Source organism: Streptomyces sp. NPDC090088, from assembly GCF_044747345.1.
In the GTDB taxonomy this organism is placed as follows: domain Bacteria; phylum Actinomycetota; class Actinomycetes; order Streptomycetales; family Streptomycetaceae; genus Streptomyces.
In genome coordinates, this window is the sequence record NZ_JBIVDZ010000004.1 from 289,585 (window position 1) to 314,256 (window position 24,672).

Sequence of the window (24,672 nt, forward strand, 5' to 3'; positions counted from 1 at the left end):
GTACGGCCCCGCACATACCGACGAGTATGGTCGCCACGACGCGTACTCGACGTGGAGAGGCGGGGCGGATGGCCAAGCACTGGGCGGACTTCCAGTACGAGATCTATCTCAACGGGATGACGGGCGCGGTACCGCGGCTGCCCACCGATCTGACCCGCCTGGAGGAGCTGACCGAGCGGCGGCTCGGGCCTGGCCCGGTCGGCTATGTGGCGGGCGGCGCCGGCGACGGCGGCACGATGCGCGCCAACCGGTCCGCCCTGGAGCGGCGCCGCATCGTGCCGCGCATGCTGCGGGACGTCGGGGAGCGGGACCTGGCGGTGGAGGTGCTGGGCCGCGCGCTGCCGGCCCCGTTGGCGCTGGCGCCCGTCGGCGTGCTGTCGATCATGCACCCGGACGCCGAGTCCGCCGCCGCCCGGGCCGCCGCCGCGCACGGCGTGCCGTTCGTCCTCTCCTCCGCCTCCAGCACGCCGATGGAGCAGGTGGCGGAGGCGATGGGGGACGCCGAGCGGTGGTTCCAGCTGTACTGGGGCCGGGACCGCGAGGTGACGAGGAGCTTTCTCGGGCGGGCGCGGGCGGCCGGGTTCTCGGTGCTGGTGGTCACGCTCGACACGCCGTTGCTGTCCTGGCGCCCGCGCGATCTCGACCAGGCGTATCTGCCGTTCCTCAACGGGGTGGGCACCGCCAACTACTTCACCGACCCGGCGTTCCTGGCAGGGCTCGCCAAGCCGGTGCACGAGGATCCCAACGCGGCCGTGCTGCACTTCCTCGGCCTGTTCGGGAACCCGAGCCACACCTGGCCGGACCTGGCCTTCCTGCGGGAGCACTGGGACGGGCCGATCGTCCTGAAGGGCGTGTTGCACCCGGACGACGCCCGACTCGCCGTCGACGCCGGGATGGACGGGGTCGTGGTGTCCAACCACGGCGGCCGGCAGGTGGCCGGTTCGGTGGCCGCGGCCGACGCGCTGCCGCGGGTCGCCGCGGCGGTGGGCGACCGGCTGACCGTGCTGTTCGACAGCGGGGTGCGCACCGGGGACGACGTGTTCAAGGCGCTCGCGCTGGGTGCGGAGGCGGTCCTGCTGGGGCGGCCGTACGTCTACGGGCTCGGCCTCGACGGACAGGCCGGCGTGGACCATGTGATCCGCTCGCTGCTCGCCGAGTTCGACCTCACCCTCGCCCTGTCCGGACACTCCACTCCGGCCGCGATCACCGCGTCCGACCTGATCGAGGAGTCCGCGTGACCGCCCCGAAGAACGTCCTCGCCGTCATCCCGCCGCACGTCGGCGGCCGGGCGGCCGGTGCCGGGATGGCGTCCCTGTTCCCCGCCGACGCGAAGGTCACCGTCGTCGAGTCGGCCGGGGAGGATCCGGCGGCGCTGCGGGCGGCGCGGGTCGTGATCACCGCGCTCGCCCCGGTGACCGCCGAGCACCTGGCCGCCGCGCCGGAGCTGGAGCTGGTGCAGTGCGCGAGCCACGGCTTCGACTACGTCGACACGGAGGCGGCGCGTGCGCAGGGGGTGTCCGTGTGCACGATCGGCTCCAGCGGCGCCGAGGCGCAGAACGTGGCCGAGCAGACCTTCGCGCTGATGCTGGCCCTGGCCAAGCAACTGGTCCCCGCGCACCAGGCCTTGGCCGAGGGCGACTGGGCGCTCCCCCGGCTGCAGCGCTCGCTCACGGAGCTGTCCGGCAAGACGCTGGGCATCGTGGGGCTCGGTCAGATCGGGCAGCAGGTCGCCCGGCGGGCGGCGGCCTTCGACATGACCGTCCTGTACACGCAGCGCCGGCGGGCGTCGGAGGAGACGGAGGAGCGGTACGGGGGTGCGCGGTACGTTCCGCTGGAGGAGCTGCTGGCCGCCGCGGACTATGTGACATTGCACTGCCCCCTCACCCCCGAGACCCGCCACCTCCTCGGCACCGAGCGCCTCGCCCTCCTGAGGCCGACCGCGTTCGTGGTCAACACGGCCCGGGGTGCGCTCATCGACCAGGAGGCCCTGGCCGACGCGCTGGAGAAGGGCGCCCTGGCCGGGGCGGGCCTGGACGTCTTCGACCCCGAACCGCCCACCCCGGCCCTGCGGTTGCTGCGCGCCCCCCACGTGGTCCTGTCACCGCACGTCGGGGGCGTCACCCGGGAGACCCTGATCCGGATCGCGCTCGCCGCCGTCCAGAACGTCCTGGACTTCCTGGCGGGTGGCGCACCCCGGGACGTCGTGAACGGGGCCCCGGCCCGGCCCTAGTTCCCGGAGAGTTCCGCCGGCTGTGCCGACGGTCCGCCGGTCCCGGCGATGGAGAAGGAGCCGGTGCTCTGGGACGGGGTCGGCGCGTCGGTCAGCCAGCGCTGGCCGCTGGAGTGGTCGCGGACCTTGACGACGACGTCGGCGTCGGGGTCCACCCCGGCGGTGGCGAGGGCGAGGGTGTCGTCCCAGCGGGGCAGCAACTCGCCCTGGACGGTCAGGTCGTAGCGCACGTCCTGACCGCGCTCGGCGTCGGCCGCGGCGCAGGTGCCGAGAATGACCACCCCGCCGTCCGCGTGCGAGTCCAGGCACAGGTCGTGGTCGGCCGCGCTGCGCACCTCGCCGTCGCTCTCGTACGTCCACAGCTGGGTGCCGGACGTCGAGCACACGGCGAGGACGACGCTCGCCCCGGCCTGCGGCGCGCCCTTGATGTCCAGGCAGAGCTGGGCGGCCTCGTTGCGCAGCCGGGTCTGGTGGTCGGCGGTGGGCAGCCGGGCCGTGCCGGAGGTGGGCGTCCCGTCCGGGTCGGTGTCGCCGGGGATCTGGCCGGCGGTCGCGACGGCGTCGCTGCCGTCGCCGCCGCCCGAGAGCGCGCTGACCGCGAGCACGGAGGTCAGCAGTCCCGCGCCGGCGACGCCGACGCTGGTGAGCAGGGTCTTGGAGGACCAGGAGCCGGGCGGGCGGCGCACCTGCACCGGGATCCGGGCGAGGATCCGGGTCCGGGCGGTGGCGCGCCGACGGCCGCCGCCGGAGCGCCGCGAGGAGGAGCGGGTACGAGGGGTGTCGGGCTCGGCGCCCTTGCGTCCCGGGCGCGAGTCGAGGTAACGGCGGGCTCCCCAGCCGAGCACCGCTTCGACGAGCAGCACCCCCAGACCGCCCTCGACGAGGCCGAGTTGTTCGGCGGCGGCCCGGCAGTAGGGGCACTCCGCGAGATGCTCCTGGACGTCGGGCAGCAGGGCGCCGCCGCGACGAAGCGGAACGTCCAGCAGCCGGTTGTAGTAGCGGCACTCGGTGGACGGCGCGAGCTCCCGGTGGGCGCGGACACAGCCCTCGCGGAATTTCTCCCGGGCGTCTTCGAGAGCCGCCGATGCGGTTGCCGTGTCCATGCCCAACAGACCGGCGGGTACGGTTATGGGTTCGGCCTCGACCTCGGTGTGCCAGAGCAGACTCTGGGCCAGCGCCGGAAGGCCCAGGAATGAACGCTCCGCGAGGGCGCGGTTTTCCGGTGCCATGGGCTTCGTGGCGCGCATGCCGCGACCGCCGGCCGGTTTCCCGAGGTCGGGGAGAACCTCCGCTATTCGGTCCTCCGCGGACCAGTTGGCGACCGTGTCCCGGACCGTGACCAGCAGTCGGGGCCGCAGCGCGTCGGCGGTCTCGCCGAGGGTCACCCGGTCGAGGACCTGGTGGAAGGCCGCGGCCGCGACCATGTGGGAGACGGGCCCGGAGGCCGCGAGGCAGACGACCGCGTACTCCTGCACGGGACGCCAGTGCCGGGCCATGAGCAGCGCGGCGGACCGGGAGGCCTCGATGTCGGATCCGGCTCGCAGCGGGGCGGCGAGGGACTCGTCGGACTCCCCCGCACCACCGCCCGGCGGCGGATAGGGAGGGCGAGGCGGGTGGGGGGTGGGCACTGAGCGGATTCCTTTGGTGCGTGTGGTGCGCACCTTTTCGGTGCGCTTGCGGAGAGCGGAAATTCGCCGTGACGGTGTCGGTCTCGTTCCCCAACTGCCGAATAGGCCCCGGCCATTCCCCCCGCGGGGATGATTCACCCTCGCACAAGTCTCACACAAGCAACAAGGCGCCCGTACAACATCGACAGCATTGACAGAATGTCAGAAAGTCGGGTGCCGCCATTGTCCGGTCACGGCCGTATTCACTATCCGCACACCCCGTGTGAACAGCGCGCACACTCCGGTCCCGCGCGCACGCTCCCGGCCCGACCGCCCGAGGAGTCCACTGATGTCCGGCCCTCCTCGCAAGGCCCCGCACGGAAAGGCGGCTCTTCCGCGCGAAACAGGCCGCCGGCCCCGTTCCTCCCGCCCTCGGCCGGCGGCCTTCGAGGGCGGTGGCGGCTTTCCCCGCACGTCCGGGCGGGTCAGAGCTGCCAGGAACGGAGCCGGTCCGCCGCGGCGTAGACGTCCGCCTTGCCGCTCATCAGGTCGCGGGCGAGGTCGACCAGGGCGCCGTACGGCGGGTCGATGCCGGCGCCGCTGACGAACATGTAGGCCACGGCGGTCGCGCAGGCGAACCGGGCGTTGGCCGCGGGCAGCGGCTTGAGCAGGGCGAGGGTGTGCAGCAGGGCGGCGGCACGCCAGGCCGGGTCGGAGTCCACGCCGAGCCGGGGCGGGTCGACCCGGTGCCGGGCGACGGCGGCCACCAGCGCGGAGAAGTCGTTCACCGTGGGCTGGTCCGGCAGCACTTCCTCGTGGCGCTGGAGCAGCCACGGCACGTCGATATGGATGACCGGCGGCATCACTCAGGCGGCCTCGCCCTTCGTGGGCGGCTCGTCGTCGGGGAACGCGGCCGCGAACTCGGCGGCGTGGGCCGCGAAGAAGCGGCGGAACTCCTCCGCCCCCTCCTGCAGCGCCCGGTGCCGGGCGATGTCGGCGGCGGCCGCCTCCCGCACGAGGGCCTTCATGGACGTACCGCGCTCCTTGGCGATCTGCCGGAGATCCTCTAGCTCGCGGTCGCTGAACTCCACGTTGAGAGCTGGCATGCCCTTCACGGTACCGCGCGGGTACTTACCCGTAAATATCCGCAGGTCAAGACCGACCCGGCGAGGTACCTGGGGCAACCGAGCGCCGCGTCCGTTTTCCGCCGGTCGGCCCGCTGGTCCGGCGTCACACTCGATCTCACGACGTCATCGAGGAGCGAGGAGGATCCCATGGACGTGTCCACCGTGTACGACAGCCCGCTGGGCGAACTGCGGCTGACCGGCGAGGAGTCACCCGGCGGTGTCGTCCTCACCGCCCTGTCGCTCCCCGGACAGCCGATCAGGCCGGCCGACCGCGCCGACCGGCTCTTCACCGAGGCGCTGCGGCAGCTGGACGCCTACTTCGCCGGCCGGCTCACCCGCTTCGACCTGCCGTGCGCCGCCCACGGGACGGACTTCCAACAGAGCCTGTGGCGGGCGCTGGACGACATCCCGTACGGCACCACGACGACGTACGGCGAACTGGCCGCCCTGCTGGGCGTGGAGCGGGCCGAGATCCGGGCGGTGGGGGCGGCGGTCGGCGCCAACCCGCTGCTCCTGATCCGCCCGTGCCACCGGGTGATCGGCGCCGACGGCTCGATGCGCGGCTACGCGGGCGGGGTCGAGAACAAGGTTCGGCTGCTCACCCACGAGGGCGCGCTGCAGCCGATGCTCGGCTGAGGAAGGAGGAGAGGAAGGGAACACCGTCATGATCCGCACCGCCATGCCCCTCACGCCCGCCGAGGCCGACCGCCGGGTGGCCGGTACCGACTGGACCGCGCTCGCCGCCGAACTGGACGAGCACGGCTGCGCGCCGACCGCTCCCCTGCTCGGCCCGGAGGAGTGCCGCGAACTGGCCGCCCACTATGAGCAACCGGAGCTGTTCCGCACCACGGTGGACCTGGCCCGGCACCGGTTCGGCTCGGGCGAGTACCGCTACTTCACGCACGACCTGCCCGGGCCGGTGGCCGCGCTGCGCGCCGCGCTGTACCCCCGGCTGCTGCCGATCGCCCGGGACTGGGCGGCCCGGCTGGACCGCCCGGCCCCGTGGCCCGACACCCTGGAGGCGTGGCTGGCGCGCTGCCACGCGTCAGGCCAGGACCGCTCCGCCCAGATCCTGCTGAGCTACGGCCCCGGCGACTGGAACGCCCTGCACCGGGACGTCTTCGGCGACCTGGTCTTCCCGCTCCAGGTGGTGATCGGCCTCGACGCGTACGGCGAGGACTACACGGGCGGCGAGTTCCTGATGGTCGAACAGCGCCCGCGCGCCCAGTCCCGGGGCACGGCCACACCGCTCCGGCAGGGCCACGGGCTGGTGTTCACCACCCGCGACCACCCCGTGCGCACCCGGCGCGGCTGGTCGGCCGGAGCCGTGCGGCACGGGGTGAGCACCGTCCGTACCGGCCGCCGCCGCACCCTGGGACTGGTCTTCCACGACGCGTCCTAGCCGCGCCCCTGATCCGCCGCGAAGGACGCCATCCAGGCCAGGGCGGCGTTCCAGTTGACGGCCGTCTCGTTGGTGGACCAGGACTGGATGTCGTCGATGTAGCAGAACTGGCCGGTGCAGCCGGGGAGTTTGCTCTGTGCGTAGGGGTCCTGGATCGACGAGTTGGCGCCGCCCGCGAGGGTGCCCCTGGGCGGGTTCGGGAGGCCGGGGTCGAGCTCGTGGGCGTACCAGCGGCTGTGCTGGTTGTGGGAGTTCACCTCGCCATAGCCGGTGACGTACGAGATGTTGAGCGCGTTGCGGCCCAGGATGTAGTCCATGCCCTGGAGCGCGCCGTCGCGGTACTTCGCGGAGCCGGTCAGGTCGTAGGCGGTGGCGATGACGTGCGCGTTGTTGAGGATCTGGGCGTTGGAGCCCCAGTCGTAGAGGTTGCCGGGCGGTGCGTAGGGCATGCCGTACGGCTGGGAGTCGAGCGTCGCCAGGTAGGTGTCGGCGGCCTCGACGACGGACCGGCGGACCGCGGCGCGCCCGGGGAGCCGGCTCGGCACGGTCGCGAGGTCCAGCCGCCCGGCGGCCGCCGTCCGGCCCCAGTCGAAGCCGAGGGCGCCGAAGATGTCGGCGGTGTGGACGGGTGAGTGGAGGACGTGGTCGGCGAACTGCCGTTCTCCGGTGGTGAGGTAGAGCTCGGCCGCCGCCCAGTAGAACTCGTCGGTGGCGTCGTCGTCGGGGTAGGCGCCGCCGCCGGTGCCGTCGTCCGGGTCGGGGTACACGGCCGGGTGGGCGAGCGCCGCCTGCCAGGCCTTGCGGGCGGCGGCGAGGGCCCGGGCGGCGAAGGCGCGGTCGTAGGGGCGGTAGAGACGGGCGGCCTGCGCGGCCGTCGCCGCGAGGTTGAGGGTCGCCTGGGTGGTCGGGGCGTGCAGTTCGCGCGGCTGGGGGTCGTCGCTGGGCAGCAGTGGCAGTCCGGTCCACTGGGCGTCATGGATCTTGCTGTGCGCCATCCCGGCGAGCGGCTGTCCGTCGGGCACCTGCATCCTCAGCAGGAACTCCAGCTCCCAGCGGGCCTCGTCGAGCACGTCGGGGACCTTGTTGCCGCTCTCCGGGAGGGCGAGGCTGCCGTCGCCGAGCCGCGCGGGGTGCCCGGTGCGGGCCGACAGCGACCGTTCGTAGGTGCTCAGCAGCTCCCAGACCGAGATACCGCCGTTGACCACGTACTTGCCGTGGTCGCCGGCGTCGTACCAGCCGCCCGTGACGTCCAGCGTGTAGTCGCACAGGCCGGGTCGGCAGGGTACGGCGGAGTCGCCCTGGTTCGGTGCCGTGCCGAGGTGTCCGGCGGGGCGGGCGTAGCCCGGGCGCAGGTCGTCGCGGATCGCGATGCCGCTGCGCTGGGTGTAGTAGTACTTCAGCGAGTCGAGCCGCAGCTGCTCGTAGGCGGCCGTGCCGATGGCGAACGGGCGGCTGGTCTCCCCGTCGGCGACCAGGGTGAAGCCCTCGCCCCGGCCCCGGTAGCGGCCGAAGTCGATGGAGTGCGTGTGCTGCCCGGAGGAGACGTCGGTGCCGCGTGGCACGGTCCAGCCGTGCGCGACCGTCCTGCCCCCGGCGTCGTTCAGCCGCCAGGGCAGCCGCGAGGCCGCGTCGGTGACGAGGGTGGCGTTCTTCGGGCCGTCCGGGAGGTAGGCGACCTGGTTGACGCGGACCCGGGGGCCGGTGTCCGGCGTGTACACCTCCGGCGGCACCCCGCCCAGCAGCGAGACGTCGTCGAGGCAGAACCGCCAGGGGTCCGCGCCGCCGCCGACCTGGAAGGCGACCTGGGCCTGGGTGGTGTCGACGGGCGAGGTGAAGGTGTACGAGAAGGTGTCCCCGGCGGCGCCCGGCACGGGAGCGGCCTCGTACCAGGTGTCGTACGGCGAGACCTGCAGCCCGACGACCGCCCGCACCGCGTGCCCCTCCGGCACGCCCGAGGCCTTGAAGGAGAAGCGGTACGACTCGCCCTTGACCAGGGTGATGTCGTTCTGGCCGACGGCGGAGTCCCAGGGGTTGGTGGTGCCGCCGGGCACGTCGGAGCAGAGCTGCCCGGCGGCGAGTCCGGCGGTGACGTCGCTCGTCCACCAGGGGTCGCCGGTGGTGTCGAAGGTGCCGTTCCTGACCTGCTCGACCTCGTCGGCGCCCGCCTCGGCGGCCGGCAGCGCGGTGAAGGCAGCCGCCAGCAGGGCCGTGACGGCCAGTAAGGCGGTTCTGCGTCGTTTCACGTCTGGGCTCCTCTGCGGAAGGAGGTGCGGGTGGCGCCCCCGACGGTGGGAGCGCTCCCAGATGCGGACGTCCGCCATGCTGTTCGAGACATGACATCGCGTCAACGGTCCGGGCGGGACCGGCGGCCGTCGCCCGTCCCGCCCGGATCGCCCGCCCCGCTCGGACCGCTCGGACCGCTCGGGTCGCCGTCAGATGTCGAGCCGGCTGATCCGCACCGCTCCCGAGGTCTCCCCGGGGTGGGCGCTGGTCAGGGTGAGCCGGATCCGGGAGCCGCGGGCCGGGGTGAACGTGATGACGGTCGGGCTGTCCGAGGCGGTGGCCCAGTCCACCGCCGTACCGTCCACGGGCCGGTAGGACCTGCCGTCCCAGACCGCCACCTCGACCGCCGCGGGCAGCGCGTGGGTCGCGTCCACGGTGAAGGAGACGTCGACCCGGTCGACGGTGCGGTCGCGCCCGAAGTCGACCGACACCCAGTCCTCGGCCCGGGCCCCGCCGAACGCGGGCAACAGGGCGGTGGCCGACTTGGCGAAGGCGTTGGACCAGCCGGTGGCCGGGTCGCCGTCGAGCATGGCCGCGGGCGGGGTGTCCTCTCGGCCGGAGTAACCGGCGTCCGCGTAGGGGTGGTTCGGCGGGACCGGGTAGTCCGGGCCGAAGTCCGGGGCGGGAGTGCTCGCCACGGCTCGGGCGCGGGTGGTGTGCACGGTGACGGTGTCCTTGCGCAGGCCGTCCGCCCGCGCGGTCACCTTGAGGGCGCCCGGCTTCGTACCGGAGCGCACGATGGCGAGTGCCTTGCCGTGGAAGGCGGTTCGGGTGCTCGCCTGGTAGCGCTCGGCGCTCTCCTCACGCCCGTTGTCGAGCCCGGCGAGCGAGCCGCCGGTCACGGCGAAGGAGAGGAGGTGCTCGGCGTCGGGCACCACCACGCCGTGCGCGTCGACGATCTCGGCGGTCACGAAGACCAGCGAACGCCCGTCGGCGGCAAGGGAGTCGCGGTCGGCGGTGAGACGCACGGCACGGGGTTCGCCCGCGGTGCGCAGGACGTCGGTGGCGACCGCCTTGCCGTCCCGCCGGGCCACCGCCTTCAACTCACCGGGCCGGTACGGAACTTTCCAGGTCAGGTGGAGCTTGCCCGCGCTGCCGTTGGGGCTGGTGTAGCTGCCGGGGTAGGGGCCGGTGGTGAAGGTCTTGTCGTCGCCGGTGGCCTCGGTGGTCTCCAGATAGGTGCGGCCGTCGGTGGTCGTCTTGGTGTCGAACTCCCTGGTGCCCAGCGACTTTCCGTCGAGGAACAGCTCGACGGAGGGCACGTTGGCGTAGGCCCACACCTCGACGGTGTCCCCCTCCTCGTGGTTCCAGGTCATCGGCACCAGGTGCACCATCGGCTCGTCCACCCACTGGCTGCGGAAGAGGTGGTACATGTCCTTGGGGAAGCCGGCCGTGTCGACCGCGCCGAAGAAGGACGACTTGACCGGGAAGACGTCGTACGGCGTCGGCTCGCCGATGTAGTCGATGCCCGACCAGAGGAACTGGCCCGCGAACCACTTCCGGTCCCGGTCCTTCTTGTGGCCGTACTCGCCGCTCATCGTCCACGAGGCCAGGTTGTTGTCGTAGGAGGAGGTGGCGCGGCGGCCGGGGGTGTGGTTCTCGCCCGTGTTGAGGTGTTCCGGCTCCTGGTACGTGCCGCGGGTCGAGGTCTCCGAGGAGGACTCGGACTCGAAGAGGAACAGGTGCGGGTAGGCCGCGTGCAGCGCGTCCACGGACTTGGCGGTGTTGTAGTTGAGGCCCAGACCGTCGAGCTTGGCCAGCATCAGGTCGGCGGCGGAGCCCTTCTTCGGCACACCGCGGTACTTGTCGGAGCCGATGACCAGGGGGCGGGTGTCGTCGGCGGCCCTGATGGCGGCGATGATCCGGTCGGCCATGGCGAGGCCCGCGGTGGAGGTGGAGTCGGGGATCTCGTTGCCGATGGACCACAGGACCACGGCGGGCGAGTTGCGGGCGGCGAGGACCATCTCGGTGGCGTCGCTCTCGCACCACTCGTCGAAGAACCGGCCGTAGTCGTACCTGGTCTTGCCGGTCCTCCAGCAGTCGAAGGCCTCCACCATCATCACGATGCCCAGTTCCTCGCAGACCTCGATCATCTGCGGCGAGGGCGGGTTGTGCGAGGTGCGGAAGGCGTTGACGCCCATCGACTTCATGACGGTCATCTGTCGGCGGACCGCGTCGGCGCTGATCGCCGAGCCGAGGGCGCCCTGGTCGTGGTGGAGGTCGACGCCCTTGATCTTGGCGGGGACGCCGTTGAGGGAGAAGCCCTCGTCCGGGTCGAAGCGGTAGGTCCGGATGCCGAAGACCGTACGGCAGGTGTCGGTGGTGGTGCCGGCGACGCGGAGTTCGGTGTGCAGGGTGTAGCGGTGCGGGTCGGAGAAGTCCCACAACCTCGGTCTGCCGACGGTCAGTTCATGGGTCTCGGCGGTCTCGCCGGAGCCGCTGACGGTGACCGTGGAGGACGTCCGGGCGACCGTGCGGCCGTCCGGTCCGGCGATCCGGGAGACGACCGTGACGTCCGCGCCCGCTCCGGAGGCATCGACGACGGCCGTCCGCACCCGGACCACCGCCCGCTCGGCGGTGATGTCCGGCGTGGTGACGTAGGTCCCCCAGCGCGCCACGTGCACGGGCTCGGTGACCACCAGCCGGGCCTCGCGGTAGATGCCGCTGCCCGAGTACCAGCGGCTGCTGGGCAGCTGGTTCTGCACCTTGACCGCGAGGACGTTCTCGGTGCTGCCGTCCGTGTGCAGCAGGTCGGTGAGGTCGAGGGCGAAGCCGGTGTAGCCGTAGGGGTGACGGCCCACCTGGGTGCCGTTGCAGTAGACGTACGAGTCCATGTAGACGCCGTCGAACTCCACCGAGATCCGCTTGCCGGCGTAGCCGGGCGGCAGGGTGAAGGCGAGCCGGTACCAGCCGAGGCCGCCCGGGAAGAAGCCGGTGCCGCTGGTGGTGCCGTGGTCGGTGGTGGGGGTCTGCTCGATGCTCCAGTCGTGCGGTACGGCGACCTGCCGCCAGGCCGAGTCGTCGTACCCGGGGTCGGCGGCGTCCGCGTAGCCGCCGGTCGGGTCGGTGATCCCGCCCGGGTTGACCAGCGCGAACCGCCAGCCGTCCCGCAGGGCGACCGTGCGGCGGCCGGTGACCTGCGGGGACGTACCCGTCTCCGGGACCGCCCAGGCGCCCGGGGCGCCCAGCAGGGCGCCGGCCGTCGGGGCTGCCGTGGCGGCTGCCAGAACCGATCTGCGTGTGACCGTCATGGTGCGGCTCTCCCTCATCAGGGCCCAGAACTACTCACAACTGATCGTGAACAAACAGATTCTGACGGTGTGCCACATGCGCCCGTCAAGACTCCGGTACCGTATGGACACCCCTTTCGTCCCGTCGGCCGGTTCCCGTTCGGCTCTTCGGACCGGACGCGGTCCCAGCCGATCGGCCGCACCCAGGTTGCCGTTCACAGCAGGGCCGGACGCACTAGGCTGAACAGCAGTGGTGCACCTGTTGACGGTGAGTGTGCGCTTGGGAGTGGCGAGATGAGCCGGGTCTATCCGTTCGACGATGCGGCGACGGCCCGGGCTGTCATCGACGAGAACGGCACGCTGGTCGAGTGGAACGAGGGCGCGCGACGGCTCCTCGGCCACCCGGCCGACGAGGTCGTGGGCCGGCCGGCCGCGCTCCTGCTGGCCGGGGACACCGCACCGCCCACCCCCGCCGGCTCCCGCTGGGACGGCACCCTCGAACTCCGCCGCCGGGACGGCCGTACGCTCCCGGTCTGGCTGCTGGCGCACCACCGCACGGCCCAGGACGGGCGGCCCGCCCACTGGCTGGTGGTGTCGCCGCTGAACGGCGGCGGCCCGGCCGTTCCACAGGACCCGCTGGCCACGGCCGCGCTGACGCAGTCGCCGTGCGCCATCGCGGTCTACGACCACCAGCTCAGGCTGCGCCGGGTGAACGACGCGATGGCCGACGTCATCGGGCTGCCCGAGGAGCGGATCCAGGGGCTGCGGATCGCGGAGATCGGCGGCCAGCCGCAGAGCGCGGAACTGGAGCGGAACCTGCTCCGGGTACTGACCTCGGGCCGCCCGCTGGACGTCCAGACGTACATGCGCACCGGCGGCGAGGAGCGGGCCCACGCCTGGCTGGCCCGGATGGCGCCGATCACCGACGCCTCGGGGCAGGTGCGGGGCGTGAGCCTGGCCGCCCACGACTTCACCGAGAACTACCTGGCCCGGGAGCGGCTCCAGCTGGTCAACGAGGCGAGCGTACGCATCGGCACCACCCTCGACGTCACCCGTACGGCCCAGGAGCTGGCGGACGTCTGCGTGCCCGCGCTCGCCGACTTCGTCACCGTCGACCTGCTCGACCCGCCGGAGGACGGCGGCGAGCTCCCGGGACGCCTGACGGCACCGGTCACCCTGCGCCGTATCGCGCACCAGTCCGTACTGCCCGGGGTGCCCGAGGCGGTGGTGAAACCGGAGCACACCGAGGTCTACCCCGCCTCCTCCGCGCAGGCCGACTCGCTCATCGCGGGGCGGACCATCCTGGCCTCGACGCCGTCCACCGACATCGGGCAGTGGGTGCGCTGGAACCCGGCGCGCGCGGAGCGGGTGCGCGAGTTCGGTATCCACTCCACGATGTCCGTGCCGATCCAGGCACGCGGGGTGACCCTGGGGGTCGCGGTGCTGAGCCGGCACCGGCGGATCGACCCGTTCAGCCCGGACGACGTGCTGCTGGCGGAGGAGATCACGGCCCGGGCCGCCGTCTGCATCGACAACGCCCGCCGCTACTCGCGCGAGCGGGAGACCGCCCTGGCCCTGCAGCGCAGTCTGCTGCCCCGGACGCTGCCGCGCACCGCCGCCCTGCACGCCGCCTCCCGCTATCTGCCGGCGGCCCGGGCCGGGGTGGGCGGCGACTGGTTCGACGTGATCCCGCTGTCGGGGCTGCGGGTCGCCATGGTCGTCGGGGACGTCGTCGGGCACGGGGTGCAGGCCTCGGCCACCATGGGCCGGCTGCGCACCGCCGTGCGCACCCTGGCCGACATCGACCTGGCCCCGGACGAGCTGCTCACCCACCTCGACGACCTGGTGGTCCGGCTGTCGGAGGAACGCGGCGGCGAGGGCAGCCCGGGCGAGGTCGGCGCGACCTGTCTGTACGCGGTCTACGACCCGGTGTCCCGGCGCTGCACCCTGGCCCGCGCCGGCCATCCGCCGCCCGTCCTGCTGCGCCCGGGCCACCGCCTGCACGAGGTGGACCTGCCCGCCGGTCCCCCGCTGGGCCTGGGCGGGCTGCCGTTCGAGTCCACCGAGATCGAGCTGCCCGAGGGCTCGGTGCTGGCGATGTTCACGGACGGGCTGGTCAACTCACGCCACCGGGACCCGGACACCGCCCGCCGGCTCCTGCACGAGGCGCTGGCGGCCTACAGCGACTCCCTGGACGAGACCTGCGACCGGATCCTGCACGCCCTGCTGCCGCCCGGCGGCGCGGCCGACGACGTGGCCCTGCTGCTGGCCCGTACCCGGGTCCTGCCGCCGTCCCGGGTGGCGACCTGGGACGTCCCCGCCGACCCCGCGCTGGTCGCGCCGATCCGCAAGCAGGTCGTGGTGCAGCTGGACGAGTGGGGTCTGAGCCTGGCCGCCTTCACGGCGGAGCTGGTGGTCAGCGAGCTGGTCACCAACGCCATCCGCTACGGCGCCCACCCCATCCGGCTCCGGCTGATCCACGACACCACCACCCTCATCTGCGAGGTCTCCGACACCAACCACACCGCCCCGCACCTGCGCCGGGCCAAGACCTGGGACGAGGGCGGCCGCGGCCTGCTGCTGGTGGCCCAGCTGACCCAGCGCTGGGGCAGCCGGCACACGCCCGAGGGCAAGACGATCTGGGCCGAGCTGTCCCTCGCCGAGGTGGACTAACCGCGGGTGCCGGCCGCAGGTGCCGGCCGCAGGTACCAGCCGCGGGTACCAGCCGCGGGTACTAGCCGCTGGTCAGGACGACGAGCTGCCGGGTCGCCCGGGTCATGGCCACATACCGGTCGACCCCGCCCTCGACGCCCTCGCCGAAGTCCTGCGGGTCCACGAGTACCACCAGGTCGAATTCGAGTCCCTTCGACAGTTCCGGGGTGAGCGAGCTGACCCGGGGCGTCGGTTCGAAGGCGGGGTCACCGATCACACAGGCGATGCCTTCGGTGTGCGCGGCGAGCCAGCCGTCGAGGAACGACCCCAGCTCGGCGACCGGGCCGTGCAGGACGGGCAGGCCGCCGGCGCGGATCGAGGTCGGCACGTTGGCGTCCGGCAGCACGGCCCGGATGACCGGCTCGGCCTCCGCCATGATCTCTTCCGGGGTGCGGTAGTTGACGGTGAGCAAGGCCAGGGTGATCCGGTCCAGCCCGATCCGCTCCAGCCGCTCCCGCCAGCTCTCGGGGAACCCGTGCCGGGCCTGGGCGCGGTCCCCGACGATGGTGAAGCTGCGGGACGGGCAGCGCTGCAGCAGCATCTGCCACTCCGCGTCGGTCAGTTCCTGCGCCTCGTCGACGACGATGTGCGCGAACGGCCCGGCGAGGAGGTCCGGGGTGACGGTGGCCAGCTCCGACTCGTCGACCAGGCTGACCTCGGCGTCCGCCCCGCGCAGCATCCGCACCAGGCCCTCGCCCTCGTCCCCGTCGGCGCCGGAGTCCGCGACGGCCCCGATCAGGTTGTCGACGACCTGCGCCATCCGCTCGCGCTGGGCGGCGAGGACGGCCTCCTGGCGCTGTCCGCGCCGGGCCGCCTCCGGGTCGCCGAGCCGCTGCCGGGCCGCGTCCAGGAGCGGCAGGTCGGACACCGTCCAGGCCTGGGCGTCCGCGCGCTGCAGCGCGCCGACCTCGTCGCGGTCGAGCCAGGGGGCGCACATCCGCAGATAGGCAGGCACCGACCAGAGGTCTCCGACCAGGTCGGTCGCCTCCAGCAGGGGCCACGCCCCGTGCAGGGCGTCGACCAGCTCCCGGTTCCGCAGCAGGGACCGGCGGAACTGCTCGGGGGTGACGTCGTCGCCGTCGTACCGGTCCAGCAGGATCGCGGTCAGCTCGTCCCAGATCTGGTCCCGGGCCTCGTTGTGCGGGGTGCCCGGCGCAGGGGCCCGGAACGCGTCGGCCCAGTCGTCGGCGTTCAGCCGGAAGGTGGCCCATTCGGTGCCGACGGTCATGGCCTCGGCGGGCGGCTCCTCGTAGAACCGGACGGCGGTGTCGATCGCCCGCACCAGCTCCGCGGAGGACTTCAGCCGGGCCACCTCCGGGTCGGCCTCGGGCCCGGCGTCGGCCCCCTCGTCCACGAGGTCGCGCAGGACGCAGGTCTGCACGCCCTCCTCTCCGAGGCTGGGCAGGACGTCGGAGACGTAGTTCAGGTACGGCCGGTGCGGGCCGACGAACAGCACTCCGCCCCGGCGGTGACCCAGGCGGGGGTCGGAGTACAGCAGATGGGCGGTGCGGTGCAGGGCGACGACCGTCTTGCCGGTGCCCGGGCCGCCGTCGACGACCAGGGCGCCCCGGGAGCCGGCGCGGATGATGGCGTCCTGGTCGGCCTGGATCGTGGCGAGCACGTCGCGCATCCGCTCCGACCTGTCGGCGCCGAGGCTGGCGATGAAGGCGGACTGGTCGTCGAGCGCCGCGTGCCCCTCCAGAGCGGCGGCGGTGAACACCTCGTCCCAGTAGTCGCCGATCCGGCCGTCCGTCCAGCGGTACCGGCGGCGGCTGCGCAGGCCCATCGGGTCGGCGTGGGTCGCGGCGAAGAAGGGTTCGGCCGCGGGTGACCGCCAGTCGAGCAGCAGCCGGCGGCCCTCGCTGTCGGTGAGGCCGAGGCGGCCGACGTACACGGGCTCGGGGTCGTCCGTGCCGACCATGCGGCCCAGACAGAGGTCCAGGCCGAAGCGGCGCAGGGTGCGCAGCCGTCCGGTCAGCCGGTGCACCTCGATGTCCCGGTCCATCGCCGCCCTGCCCGTGCCGCCGGGCGCCCTCAGCTCGGCGTCGAGGCGGTCGGACAACTCGGCGATCGTCTCGTCGAGACAGCGCGCGATGGCGCCGAAGTGCCGCTCGTCGTCGGCGATCAGGGCGGGGGTGGCCTTGGCGGAGAGGCGGTCGGGGAGGTTGAAGGCGTGAGTGGTGAGGGGGGTCAATGCATTAACTCCGTGGGGAGGCCGGGGGGGGCGTGGTGGGTTGCGGTGCGTGGCGGGGTGCGGGCCCGTTGTGGCTGGTCGCGCAGTTCCCCGCGCCCCTGTCGGGGCGCTGCCCTTACGGGGTTTCACCGTGGCCGTCGGGCCGGGTTCGTAGTGGGTTGCGGTGTGTGGAGGAGTGCGGGCTCGTCGTGGCTGGTCGCGCCCACGCGGCGGCAGCCGCAAATCGAAACAGCCCCGCGCCCCTGTCGGGGCGCTGCCCTTACGGGGTTTCACCGTGGCCGTCGGGCCGGGTTCGCAGTGGGTTGCGGTGTGTGGAGGAGTGCGGGCTCGTCGTGGCTGATCGCGCAGTTCCCCGCGCCCCTGGTGGGGCGCTGCCCTTACCGGGCTTCACAGGGGCCGTCGGGCCGTGCGTCACGCACCGTCGAGGAGCAGTTGGGCGGCGGTCGTCGCGCCCTCGGTGCGGATTGTGGCGGCGACGGTGGTGGCGCGGGTGTGGGTTTCGGGGGTGAGGGCGGTGGTGAGGGCGGGCGAGAGGGAGTCGAGGGTGGGGGTGGGGCCGGGGTGGGCGGCGCCGATGCCGAGGTCGGCCACGCGGGTGGCCCAGTGGGGCTGGTCGACGATCTGGGGGACGATCACCTGGGGGGTCCCGGCCACGGCGGCGGTGGTCGTGGTGCCGGCGCCTCCGTGGTGGACGACGGCGGCCACCCGGGGGAAGAGTGCCTGGTGGTTGACCTCGCCGATGGCGAAGCAGTCGGCGAGGTCGTCGGTCGGGGCGAGGTCGGCCCAGCCGCGGCCGACGAGCACGCGCCGGCCCTGGGCGCGGACCGCCTCGACGGCGACCCGGGCGGCGTCGGGCGCGCCGCGCATCGCCATGCTGCCGAAGCCGACGTACACGGGTGGTGCGCCCGCCTCCAGGAACGCCAGCAGGTCGGCCGGGAGCGGGCGTTCGTCCGGCAGGAGCCATGCGCCGGTCTGCAGGAGGTCGAGATCGGTCAAGTGCTGCCAGGGGGCGAGTACCGGGTCGGCCGCGAGCCATGGGCGGCCGGTGAGGACGTGGTCGCGGACGTTGGTCACCGGGGGGAGGCCGAGCGCGGTCCGGTGGGTGTTGAGGGCCTCGCCGTAGAGCGCGTTCACCCGTTCGGCGTCCACTTTCCACAGTGTCCGCAGGTCGGCGTCGGGCGGGGCGGGGCGGCCCGGTCGGCCCGCCGGCGGGAAGTGCGAGGACGGCAGTCCGAACGGATGGAAGAAGGCCGGGACGTAACGGATGCCGAGTTTCTCGGCGACCGACCGGGCGCCGGCCGGCATCAGGCCGGTCGCCACCAGCGCGTCGCAGCCCTCGGCCGCCGGGGCGACCGTGTCGAAGTGCGCGGCGACCAGCTCGGGCGCGAGCTTGAAGGCGTCCTCGGGCGAGGGGTTCGGCCGGGTCACCAGCGCCCGCACGGACGGCCCGAACGGCACGTGCTCCACACCGGCCCGGGCCAGCAGCTCCGCGTGCTCCTCGTCGGGCGGGGCGCAGACCCGTACCTCGGCGCCGCGTTCCCGCAGCACCCGCGCGAGTCCGGCCAGCGGTTCGACGTCCCCGCGCGACCCGTATCCCATCAACAGCACACGCATGTGGCACATCCCCCAAATACCGCGGTTCCTGGCTTCGGCCTGCGATTCTGCGGGACGAGGGGGGCCTTGCCGCAAGCCCCCCAGTGCGCTATAAGTTGAGAGTGGCAAGGAGTGGACGAACTCCTTGCCTCATGTGTTTCCCGGGCCGCGGACGCGCGGCCGTCCGTGTTTCTACGGCGCGCTCAGCCAGGGCCGGACCTGCTTGCGGGCCTCGTGCAGCCGGGACTTCAGCGTCCCCAGCGGAATCCCCACCCGCTCGGCGACCTCGGCGTAGTCCAGCTGGCAGATGTCCCGGTAGACCAGCGGCGCGACCAGCTGCGGGTGCTCCCGCTCCAGGCGGTCCAGCGCCTCCAGCAGGTCGATCCGGGAGCCCGCGATCACACTGGTGGTCCGGGGGTCGACGTGCTCGGCGGGTTCGATGGTGGCCGGCTGCTCGGCCGCCCGCCGCTTCAGGTCCCGGTACTTCTGCCGGGAGCAGTTGGCGACGACCGTGTAGAGCCAGGTGCTGAAGCGGCTGCGGCCCTCGAAGGTGGAGATCTTCCGCGAGACCTGGAGGAGCACGTCCTGGGCCGCTTCCTCGGCGTCCTCCCGGCACGGCAGGAACCGGCCGCAGCGCCGTACGACGTCGGGCCACACCTCGGACAGGAGCTGGTTGAGGGCCACCTGATCGCCGGCGGCGGCCCGCCGGGCGAGGTCTTCGGTCAGCGCGGCGTCCGGCACGGGAGGTCCCCCTCGAAGTCGATCTCAGGCCAGGCATGATAGTCGTATGCAACCCCTTGAGCGGATCGGCCGCTATCGCCTCGAACGGCGCCTGGGCACCGGCGCCTTCGGAACGGTCTGGCTCGCCCATGACGACCAGCTGGACGCCCCGGTCGCGGTGAAGGTGCTCGCCGACAACTGGTCCCACCGGCTCGACATCCACGACCGGTTCCTGTCCGAGGCGAAGCTGCTGCGGCGGGCCGACTCGAAGCGGGTGGTGCAGGTCTACGACATCGGCGAACTCCCGGACGGGCGGCCGTACTTCGTGATGGAGTACGCCGACGCGGGCACCCTCGCCGATGTGCTGGCCGGCGGTCCGCTGCCGGTTGTGGACGCGCTGCGGCTGACCGCGCTGGCGGCGCGCGGCGCGGCGGACCTGCACGGGGCGGGGATCGTGCACCGGGACATCAAGCCGACCAATGTGCTGCTGCGCACCGCGCAGGACGGCACCCGGCGGGTGCTGCTGGCCGACCTGGGGCTGGCGAAGAGCCTGGCGCAGGCGTCGGGGCTGACGCTGGCGGCCGGTTCGGCGGGGTACCAGCCGCCGGAGCAGGCCCGGCCGGGTGAGGGCATCGACGCCCGGGCCGACGTGTACGCGCTGGGCGCGGTGGGCTACGAGCTGGTGACCGGGACGGTGCCGGGGGCACCCGGGGAGATCGTCCGGCCGGAGCGGCTGCGCCCCGACCTCGGGGACGATGTGCAGCGGGCGCTGCTGCGGGCCCTGGAGCCGGACCGGCAGCGGCGCTGGCCGTCCGCGCAGGCCTTCGCGGACGAGCTGGACCGGCTGGCCGCGGTCACGGCGGCGCGCCGGCCGCGGCGCCTGGACCGGGTCCGCAGGCGGCTCAACGTGGTCACGCTGACGGTCGCCGCGGTCCTGGCGGCCGGCGGCACGGCCCTCGCGGTCACGCTGGTCGACCGGAACGGATCGGCGACGGCCGACGGGACCCGGGTCGCCGACTCCACCGGGCGGGTGGTGGCACGGGTGCCGTCCGGGTGGGCGGGCGAGCTGCGGAACTCCGGCTGGAACCCGAAGGCGCTGGGGCTGGCGTCCGGGCACGAGCCCGGTCTCGAGGTCGCCGACGACGTGTCCGAGTGGCAGGACCTGACGGCCGCGGTGAACGGCGTGTTCATCGGGGTGAGCGAGCACGGCGACGTCACCGCCGAGGTGAACGCCCTGTCCCACTCGGGATGCCACTACGACGGCAGCCGCGCGTTCACGAGTGACGACTGGAAGGGCCGGATCCGCACCTGGAGCGACTGTTCCGGCGCGGGCGGCTCGATCCAGGAGGCGGCCCTGACCCCGGCCGGCGGGGACGGCCAACCGCAGGTGTACGCGCAGGTACGGCAGAAGGGTGCCGTCGACAAGGCGGTCACGGACGGCATACTCCGGTCCCTTCGGGTCACCTGACCCGATGAATTTCGGCGCGTCCGCGAACTTTTCCGCTGTTCATCGCATCGGATGAGGGTGACGGCGCACGGAGCGCCTCGGGCACGCCCCGCGGGCGTGCCCTGACATCAGGAGTGTGGAGAGACATGGCGCACACGTCCCAGTCCTTGCGGCGCGGGGCGGCCCTGCTCGTGAGCACGGTCGCCGCCCTGGGCCTCCTGACCGCCTGCGGCGACGGCGGTCAGGGCAAGTCCCCGGAGTCGGTGTCGGGCACGGCCGCGCCCGCGACCGGCAACTCGGCGAGTACCGACACCTCCGGCACGGCTTCCGTCCCGTCCGGCACCGACTCCTCCCCTGCGTCGGGGACCGGCGGCGCCACGACGGGCGGCGCCTCGACGACCGGTTCCACCTCGACGACGGCCGCCGCGGCGGGCAGTCGCTGCCACACCTCGGAGCTGACCGCCTCGGTGGGCGGCAACAACCCGGGGGCCGGTCAGGAGAACTTCCCGATCGTGCTCACCAACAAGTCGGGCGCCACCTGCACCGTGCGCGGCTACCCGGGCGCCGCCTTCGTGGACTCCTCCGGCACCCAGCTCGGTCCCGACCCCAAGCGCGAGTCCGGCGGCACCGCCGGGACGGTCACCCTCAAGCCGGGCCAGAGCGCCTGGGCGGGGCTGACCTTCTCCAACCCGGAGATCAGCGGCGCCAAGACCGCGACCCCGGCCGCCCTGCTGGTGACCCCGCCGGACGAGCGGGACTCGCTGAAGGTCACCTGGACGGGCGGCGCGGTCCCGGTGTCCGGGAACGCCTCCTCGGTGCGGCTGACCGTGTTCAGCGCCGGTACCGGCGCCTGATCCCGCCCCGAACCGAACCCCGCTGCCGACTCCCCCGGGCAGCGGGGTTCTTCATGTCCGGAGCACAACTGTCACAGACGTGCAACACGCGCCGCCGGCCCCGATCTTTTCCGCCGGACCCGGCATCGAACCCGTCGACCACGCAACAGGAAGGCTCCGCGAGGGGCCGGGACGACGGAATCGGGGACGGACATGAGCGGTATCTCTCGCAGGCGGGTGCTGACGGCGGGCGCGGCGGCGGGGGCCCTGGGCGCCCTCTCCGCGTGCTCCCACGGCAGCTTGACGCTGGGCGGCGGCAGTTCGGCCGACGGCGGCAAGGGCAGCGCCGTACCGGCCAAGCCGCTGAAGCTGATCGGCGACGGCTCCACCGCGGACACCGGCGCGCAGCCGCACCAGCCGAAGGCGGCCCGGATGGCGCCCGGCAGCAAGCCGCCGCAGTTCGTGGTGTTCTCCTGGGACGGCGCGGGCGAGCTCAGCAACCAGCTGTTCTCCCGCTTCCGCAAGGTGGCCGCCGACCACGGCGCGAAGATGACGTTCTTCCTGTCCGGCATCTACACGCTGCCCGAGTCCAAGAAGGACCTCTACCACCCGCCGCAGCACCAGGTCGGCGCCTCGGCGATCGGCTACCTCTCCGACCGGCACATCCACGCCACGCTCCAGCAGGTGCGCGCCGCCTGGCTGGAGGGCCACGAGATAGGCACCCACTTCAACGGCCACTTCTGCGGCAGCGACGGCGTGCGCAACTGGTCCCCCGCCGAGTGGCGCAGCGAGATCGACCAGGCCATGGACTTCGTCACCCGGTGGAAGACGAACACCGGCTTCACCGACCTGGAGCCGCTGCCCTTCGACTACCGCAAGGAGCTGATCGGCGGCCGCACCCCGTGCCTGGAGGGCCAGGCCAACCTGCTGCCCACCGCCGCCGCGCTCGGCTGGAAGTACGACGCCTCCTCCCCCGGCGGCCTGCAGATCTGGCCCGGCAAGGTGCAGGGCAACCGCATCTGGGACTTCCCCCTCCAGTCCATACCCTTCCCCGGGCACTCCTTCCAGGTCCTGTCGATGGACTACAACATGATGTACAACCAGTCGGCCGGCAATCCGCTGGGCGACAAGACCCAGTACGACGCCTGGCGCACCCAGGCCCGGGACAGCTACCTGGCCGGCTTCGAGCGGGCGTACTCCACCAACCGGGCGCCGTTCTTCATCGGCAACCACTTCGAGCGCTGGAACGGCGGCATCTACATGGACGCCGTCGAGGAGGCGATCGGCAAGATGGCGGAGCACGACGACGTGCGCTTCGTGTCCTTCAAGCAGCTGGTGGCGTGGCTGGAGGCGCAGGACCCGGCGGTGCTGCGCACCCTGCGTACGCTGAACCCCGGGCAGGAGCCGGCGGGCGGCTGGGGAGAGTTCCTCGGCGCGGCGGGTACCCCGGCCTCGTAGCCACGACGGTCTGCTTTCATGGGCGGACCGCATTTGATCACGCCTCTGAGGAACGCGCCCTGAACACCCCGCTCGCCGAAACCCTGTCCGTCCTCCTGCTCGCCGCCGTGCTCGCCTGGGCCGTCATCCGGCCGCGCGGCTGGCCGGAGGCGGTGCTGGCCGTGCCGGCGGCGGGGGTGGTGATCGCCACCGGCGCGATCTCCCTCGACCACGCCCGGGCCGAGGCCGAACAGCTCGGACCGGTGGTCGGCTTCCTCGCCGCCGTCCTGGTGCTCGCCCACTTCTGCGACGTGGAGGGGCTGTTCCAGGCCTGCGGGGCGTGGATGGCCCGCTGGTCGGGCGGGCGGCCGGTGCGGCTGCTGACCGCGGTGTTCGCGCTGGCCTCGGTGATCACGGCCGTACTGAGCCTGGACGCCACGGTGGTGCTGCTGACGCCGGTGGTGTTCGCGACGGCGGCCCGGTCCGGGGTGCGGGCGAAGCCGCACGTCTACGCCTGCACGCATCTGTCGAACACCGCCTCGCTGCTGCTGCCGGTGTCCAATCTGACGAACCTGCTGGCGTTCGCGGCGAGCGGGCTGAGCTTCACCCGGTTCGCCGCGCTGATGGTGCTGCCCTGGCTGGTGGCGATCGGCGCCGAGTACCTGGTGTTCCGGCGGTTCTTCGCCCGGGACCTGTCCTCGGCGGCCCCGGGCGCGCAGGACACCGGCGAGCCGCCCGAGCTGCCGCTGTTCGCCCTGGTCACGGTGGGCTGCACGCTGGCCGGGTTCGTGCTCACCTCGGCGGTCGGGATCGATCCGGCGTGGGCCGCCTGCGCGGGGGCGCTGGTCATGGCCGGGCGGGCGCTGGTGCGGCGGCAGGCGACCGCGCTGTCGGTCGTGAAGGCGGCCGCGCCCGCGTTCCTGGCGTTCGTGCTCGCGCTGGGGATCGTGGTGCGGGCGGTCGTGGACAACGGGCTCGCCGACGCGCTCGGGAAGGTGCTGCCGGGCGGGACCGGCCTGCCGGCGCTGCTGGGGATCGCCGCGCTCGCCGCCGTACTGGCGAACATCGTCAACAACCTGCCGGCGGTGCTGGTGCTGCTGCCGCTGGCCGCGCCGGCCGGTCCCGGCGCGGTGCTGGCCGTGCTGCTCGGGGTGAACATCGGCCCGAACCTCACCTACGCCGGTTCCCTCGCGACGCTGCTGTGGCGCAGGATCGTGCACCAGCACGACCACGGTGTGGACCTCGGCGAGTTCACCCGGCTGGGGCTTCTCGCCGTGCCGACCGCGCTGTGCGGCGCGGTGGTGGCACTGTGGGGGGCACTCCAGGTGGTCGGGATCTAGACGGGAGGCCATGGGCATGCGGGTGATCGTCTGGCTGGTCGAGGGGACCTGGCCCGCCTGTGTGGACGCGGCGCGCGGCTGGGCGCGGGACGCGTCCGAGGTGGTGCTGCTGCATGTGTCCGAGCCGGGGGTGGCGGGGCTCGCGCACGGGGCGTTCGCCGGACTGCTCGGCCGGGCGGGTTCGGAACCGGACCCGGAGCGGCGGCTGGTGGAGCTGGGCGATACGTCGGCGGCGGAGCTGCTCGACGCGGCCGCGGCGCGGCTGGGCCGGCCGTGCACCCGGGTGGAGCGGACCGGACGGGTCGAGCGGGAGGTGGTGGCCGCCGCCGAGGGGGCCGGTCTGCTGATCGTGGCCCGGGACGGCGACCGGTCCCGGCTCGGGCCGCACAGTCTGGGCAAGGCGGCGCGGTTCGTCGTGGACCACGCGCCCTGTCCGGTGCTGCTGGTGTGGCCGGAGGGGGCGCCGGACCTGACGACGATCCCGCCCCCGCCGCCGCACCGTCACTGAGCGGGCACC

Annotated in this window: 18 protein-coding genes; 10 read left to right on the forward strand and 8 right to left on the reverse strand. The window is 73.2% G+C overall.

The features are described 5' to 3' along the window. The first annotated feature begins 68 nt into the window (after nt 1-68). Nucleotides 69-1,238, forward strand: a complete 1,170-nt coding sequence (locus ACIPSJ_RS21440) for a lactate 2-monooxygenase (RefSeq protein WP_401347768.1) — start codon at nt 69-71, stop codon at nt 1,236-1,238. Next, a complete protein-coding gene (locus tag ACIPSJ_RS21445) occupies nt 1,235-2,230 on the forward strand; it encodes a 2-hydroxyacid dehydrogenase (protein WP_401347769.1) in 996 nt (331 codons plus the stop codon). The genes ACIPSJ_RS21440 and ACIPSJ_RS21445 overlap by 4 nt, the downstream gene beginning before the upstream one ends. Here ACIPSJ_RS21445 and ACIPSJ_RS21450 read toward each other — a convergent pair. The 3 genes from ACIPSJ_RS21450 to ACIPSJ_RS21460 all read right to left on the reverse strand — a co-directional run bounded on the left by ACIPSJ_RS21450 (nt 2,227) and on the right by ACIPSJ_RS21460 (nt 4,943). Continuing rightward, on the reverse strand, nt 2,227-3,858 hold the full coding sequence (locus ACIPSJ_RS21450; RefSeq protein WP_401347771.1) for an RICIN domain-containing protein: 1,632 nt from the start codon (nt 3,856-3,858) through the stop codon (nt 2,227-2,229). The genes ACIPSJ_RS21445 and ACIPSJ_RS21450 overlap by 4 nt on opposite strands. Nucleotides 3,859-4,322: 464 nt before the next feature. Beyond that, nucleotides 4,323-4,700: a toxin Doc gene (locus ACIPSJ_RS21455; RefSeq protein ID WP_359225082.1), complete on the reverse strand. Its 378-nt coding sequence runs from the start codon at nt 4,698-4,700 to the stop codon at nt 4,323-4,325. Between the two features lie 3 nt (nt 4,701-4,703). Further along, nucleotides 4,704-4,943 carry a hypothetical protein gene (locus ACIPSJ_RS21460; protein ID WP_355709416.1) on the reverse strand — a complete coding sequence of 80 codons (240 nt, stop codon included), beginning with the start codon at nt 4,941-4,943 and terminating at the stop codon, nt 4,704-4,706. A 168-nt stretch (nt 4,944-5,111) separates the two neighbouring features. Here ACIPSJ_RS21460 and ACIPSJ_RS21465 point away from each other — a divergent pair, with 168 nt between their 5' ends. After that, nucleotides 5,112-5,600, forward strand: a complete 489-nt coding sequence (locus ACIPSJ_RS21465; protein WP_401347774.1) for a methylated-DNA--[protein]-cysteine S-methyltransferase — start codon at nt 5,112-5,114, stop codon at nt 5,598-5,600. Between the two features lie 43 nt (nt 5,601-5,643). Next, complete coding sequence (locus ACIPSJ_RS21470) at nt 5,644-6,366, forward strand: 2OG-Fe(II) oxygenase (protein WP_359225139.1); 723 nt, start codon at nt 5,644-5,646, stop codon at nt 6,364-6,366. Here the strand turns inward: ACIPSJ_RS21470 and ACIPSJ_RS21475 are convergent. After that, the gene (locus ACIPSJ_RS21475) at nt 6,363-8,609 is read right to left on the reverse strand and encodes a glycoside hydrolase family 9 protein (RefSeq protein ID WP_401347775.1); all 2,247 of its coding nucleotides are present in this window, start codon (nt 8,607-8,609) and stop codon (nt 6,363-6,365) included. The two genes, ACIPSJ_RS21470 and ACIPSJ_RS21475, sit on opposite strands and share 4 nt — an antisense overlap. Before the next feature lie 189 nt (nt 8,610-8,798). Continuing rightward, on the reverse strand, nt 8,799-11,900 hold the full coding sequence (locus ACIPSJ_RS21480; protein ID WP_401347776.1) for a glycoside hydrolase family 2 TIM barrel-domain containing protein: 3,102 nt from the start codon (nt 11,898-11,900) through the stop codon (nt 8,799-8,801). A gap of 273 nt (nt 11,901-12,173) precedes the next feature. Here ACIPSJ_RS21480 and ACIPSJ_RS21485 point away from each other — a divergent pair, with 273 nt between their 5' ends. Beyond that, on the forward strand, nt 12,174-14,552 hold the full coding sequence (locus tag ACIPSJ_RS21485) for a SpoIIE family protein phosphatase (RefSeq protein ID WP_359225071.1): 2,379 nt from the start codon (nt 12,174-12,176) through the stop codon (nt 14,550-14,552). A gap of 61 nt (nt 14,553-14,613) precedes the next feature. On the opposite strand, the gene helR is transcribed toward ACIPSJ_RS21485, so the two are convergent. The 3 genes from helR to ACIPSJ_RS21500 form a co-directional block, all read right to left on the reverse strand. Next, a complete protein-coding gene (gene helR, locus ACIPSJ_RS21490) occupies nt 14,614-16,785 on the reverse strand; it encodes an RNA polymerase recycling motor ATPase HelR (RefSeq protein WP_401347778.1) in 2,172 nt (723 codons plus the stop codon). A 411-nt stretch (nt 16,786-17,196) separates the two neighbouring features. After that, nucleotides 17,197-18,399, reverse strand: a complete 1,203-nt coding sequence (locus ACIPSJ_RS21495) for a glycosyltransferase (protein WP_401347780.1) — start codon at nt 18,397-18,399, stop codon at nt 17,197-17,199. Between the two features lie 171 nt (nt 18,400-18,570). Next, nucleotides 18,571-19,119: a sigma-70 family RNA polymerase sigma factor gene (locus ACIPSJ_RS21500; RefSeq protein WP_355709403.1), complete on the reverse strand. Its 549-nt coding sequence runs from the start codon at nt 19,117-19,119 to the stop codon at nt 18,571-18,573. Between the two features lie 46 nt (nt 19,120-19,165). Between ACIPSJ_RS21500 and ACIPSJ_RS21505 the strand changes: the two genes are divergently transcribed. The 5 genes from ACIPSJ_RS21505 (at nt 19,166) to ACIPSJ_RS21525 (ending at nt 24,663) form a co-directional block, all read left to right on the forward strand. After that, nucleotides 19,166-20,566 (forward strand): serine/threonine-protein kinase, encoded by a 1,401-nt coding sequence (locus ACIPSJ_RS21505; protein ID WP_359225060.1) that lies wholly within the window; start codon nt 19,166-19,168, stop codon nt 20,564-20,566. Nucleotides 20,567-20,691: 125 nt separating this feature from the next. Next, complete coding sequence (locus ACIPSJ_RS21510) at nt 20,692-21,399, forward strand: DUF4232 domain-containing protein (RefSeq protein ID WP_401347782.1); 708 nt, start codon at nt 20,692-20,694, stop codon at nt 21,397-21,399. A gap of 192 nt (nt 21,400-21,591) precedes the next feature. After that, nucleotides 21,592-22,836: a hypothetical protein gene (locus tag ACIPSJ_RS21515; RefSeq protein ID WP_365694983.1), complete on the forward strand. Its 1,245-nt coding sequence runs from the start codon at nt 21,592-21,594 to the stop codon at nt 22,834-22,836. 59 nt (nt 22,837-22,895) lie between these two features. Then, nucleotides 22,896-24,155 carry an arsenic transporter gene (locus ACIPSJ_RS21520; protein ID WP_355709523.1) on the forward strand — a complete coding sequence of 420 codons (1,260 nt, stop codon included), beginning with the start codon at nt 22,896-22,898 and terminating at the stop codon, nt 24,153-24,155. 16 nt (nt 24,156-24,171) lie between these two features. Beyond that, on the forward strand, nt 24,172-24,663 hold the full coding sequence (locus tag ACIPSJ_RS21525; RefSeq protein ID WP_401347785.1) for a universal stress protein: 492 nt from the start codon (nt 24,172-24,174) through the stop codon (nt 24,661-24,663). Nucleotides 24,664-24,672 lie beyond the last annotated feature (9 nt).

What these genes read in the sequence shown, in the direction of transcription:
- ACIPSJ_RS21440 (WP_401347768.1), top strand. Translation starts at nt 69, where the DNA reads ATGGCCAAGCACTGGGCGGACTTCCAGTACGAGATCTATCTCAACGGG.
- ACIPSJ_RS21455 (WP_359225082.1), bottom strand. Translation starts at nt 4,700, where the DNA reads ATGCCGCCGGTCATCCATATCGACGTGCCGTGGCTGCTCCAGCGCCAC.
- ACIPSJ_RS21460 (WP_355709416.1), bottom strand. Translation starts at nt 4,943, where the DNA reads ATGCCAGCTCTCAACGTGGAGTTCAGCGACCGCGAGCTAGAGGATCTC.
- ACIPSJ_RS21465 (WP_401347774.1), top strand. Translation starts at nt 5,112, where the DNA reads ATGGACGTGTCCACCGTGTACGACAGCCCGCTGGGCGAACTGCGGCTG.
- ACIPSJ_RS21470 (WP_359225139.1), top strand. Translation starts at nt 5,644, where the DNA reads ATGCCCCTCACGCCCGCCGAGGCCGACCGCCGGGTGGCCGGTACCGAC.
- ACIPSJ_RS21480 (WP_401347776.1), bottom strand. Translation starts at nt 11,900, where the DNA reads ATGACGGTCACACGCAGATCGGTTCTGGCAGCCGCCACGGCAGCCCCG.
- ACIPSJ_RS21485 (WP_359225071.1), top strand. Translation starts at nt 12,174, where the DNA reads ATGAGCCGGGTCTATCCGTTCGACGATGCGGCGACGGCCCGGGCTGTC.
- ACIPSJ_RS21495 (WP_401347780.1), bottom strand. Translation starts at nt 18,399, where the DNA reads ATGCGTGTGCTGTTGATGGGATACGGGTCGCGCGGGGACGTCGAACCG.
- ACIPSJ_RS21505 (WP_359225060.1), top strand. Translation starts at nt 19,166, where the DNA reads ATGCAACCCCTTGAGCGGATCGGCCGCTATCGCCTCGAACGGCGCCTG.
- ACIPSJ_RS21510 (WP_401347782.1), top strand. Translation starts at nt 20,692, where the DNA reads ATGGCGCACACGTCCCAGTCCTTGCGGCGCGGGGCGGCCCTGCTCGTG.
- ACIPSJ_RS21515 (WP_365694983.1), top strand. Translation starts at nt 21,592, where the DNA reads ATGAGCGGTATCTCTCGCAGGCGGGTGCTGACGGCGGGCGCGGCGGCG.
- ACIPSJ_RS21525 (WP_401347785.1), top strand. Translation starts at nt 24,172, where the DNA reads ATGCGGGTGATCGTCTGGCTGGTCGAGGGGACCTGGCCCGCCTGTGTG.